The organism is Streptomyces sp. NPDC057654 (genome assembly GCF_042800135.1).
Classification (GTDB): domain Bacteria; phylum Actinomycetota; class Actinomycetes; order Streptomycetales; family Streptomycetaceae; genus Streptomyces.
In genome coordinates, this window is the sequence record NZ_JBHVHQ010001435.1 from 1 (window position 1) to 1,203 (window position 1,203).

At 73.7% G+C, this 1,203-nt stretch carries 1 protein-coding gene; it reads left to right on the forward strand.

Going from position 1 to position 1,203, the window contains the following annotated elements; genetic code table 11:
* Positions 1-150: 150 nt before the first annotated feature.
* Positions 151-1,203, forward strand: a 1,053-nt coding sequence (locus ACFU99_RS44155; RefSeq protein WP_384404502.1) for an ATP-binding cassette domain-containing protein, incomplete at its 3' end; no start/stop codon positions are given.

The following is a 1,203-nucleotide window of genomic DNA, read 5'->3' on the forward strand; positions in this document are numbered from 1 at the left end:
TACCGATGGGGAGCGGCTCGTACGGAGCGGAGCGCCCGGCTCCGGGCACCGAAGCGCGTCCCGCGCCATTGGCGCCATCGGCCCGCGTCCGCGCTCGCGTGCGAATCCGTTTCATCCGACCGGCGCGCACCGGATAAAGTCGGGTCCCTTATGAGTGCCACCCTCGTCGCCAAGGATCTCGCCGCCGGACACGGCGACCGCACCCTCTTCTCCGGGCTCGACCTCGTCGTCGCCCCCGGCGAGGTGATCGGGCTCGTCGGAGCCAACGGCGCGGGGAAGTCGACACTGCTGCGGCTGTTCGCCGGGCTCGACGCGCCCGAGGAGGGCGAGCTGCGGCTCAGCCCGCCCGGTGCGACCGTCGGGCATCTGCCGCAGGAGCCCGAGCGCCGGCCGGGGGAGACCGTACGGGCCTTCCTGGCGCGGCGCACCGGCGTGGCGGCGGCGCAGGCGGCGCTCGACGCCGCGACCGAGGCGCTCGTCGAGGGCGCGCCGGGCGCGGACGACGCCTACGCGGCCGGGCTGGAGCGCTGGCTCTCCCTCGGCGCCGCCGACCTCGACGAACGGGCCGAGGAGACCGCCGGCTCCCTCGGGCTGAAGATCGACCTCGACCGGCCGATGACCAGTCTCTCCGGCGGCCAGGCGGCCCGCGCCGGACTCGCCTCCCTGCTGCTCAGCCGCTATGACGTCTTTTTGCTCGACGAACCCACCAACGATCTCGACCTGGACGGCCTCGCCCGCCTGGAGGAGTTCGTCACCGGGCTGCGCGCCGGGACGGTCCTCGTCAGCCACGACCGTGAGTTCCTGACCCGTACCGTGCACCGGATCGTCGAGCTGGACCATGCCCAGCAGCAGGTCAACGTCTACGGCGGCGGCTACGCGGCCTATCTGGAGGCGCGCGAGCGGGCCCGGCGGCACGCGCGCGAGGCGTTCGAGGAGTACGCCGACACCCGCGCCGGACTCCAGGCCCGTGCCCGTACCCAGCGCAGCTGGATGGAGCACGGCGTCCGCAACGCCCGGCGCAAGGCCACCGACAACGACAAGATCTCCCGCAAGACCCGCGTCGAGTCGACCGAGAAGCAGGCCGCGAAGGCCCGGCAGACCGAACGGATGCTGGAGCGGCTGGAGGTCGTCGAGGAGCCCCGCAAGGAGTGGGAGCTGCGCATGGAGATCGCCGCCGCGCCCCGCTCGGGCGCGGTCGTGGCC